This is a genomic window from Neisseria sp. P0021.S007 (genome assembly GCF_051956855.1).
On the sequence record NZ_JBQCXA010001019.1, the window covers coordinates 1 to 548 of the forward strand.

Below are 548 nucleotides of genomic sequence, written 5' to 3' on the forward strand. Positions count from 1 at the left end.
GTTGGATGCTGTGCAAACCCATCCGACCTTTACTCCTGCCTGACACTTTACGTTTTCAGACGACCCCGACCCATAAGGTCGTCTGAAAAACAAACCTGAAAAGGAACAACATGAAAAAAACACTTACCGCTCTCGTGCTGACCCTTGCCAGCCCTGCCTTGTGGGCGTTTTCCACCGCCGAACTCGCCCAAACCCTGCAAAAACCGTCCAACGTACAGGGCGCGTTTACCCAGCAGCGTCAATTGAAATCCCTGAGTAAACCGATGGTTACAGGCGGGAAATTCGTCCTCGTCCCGAAAAAAGGCCTGTTGTGGCAAATGCAAAAACCGTTTGAAACCACCCTGCGCGTGCGTTCAGCCGGCATCATGCAATGGACCGGCAGTAAATGGGTCAAACCAAATGCCAGCACACTCAACGGCCAAAGCAGCCAAATCAAACTCTTCCTCGACCTTTTGGGCGGCACTACCCAAGGTTTGGAAAAACAATTTGCTTCGAAATTAACCGGCAACGAGACAAAATGGCCGTTGACCATGAATCCGAAAAACGCA

At 50.9% G+C, this 548-nt stretch carries 1 protein-coding gene; it reads left to right on the plus strand.

The genetic code is table 11. From position 1 onward, the window contains the following. Window positions 1–110: 110 nt before the first annotated feature. Window positions 111–548, plus strand: a 438-nt coding sequence (locus ACTHUR_RS17280; protein WP_440399943.1) for a LolA family protein, incomplete at its 3' end; no start/stop codon positions are given.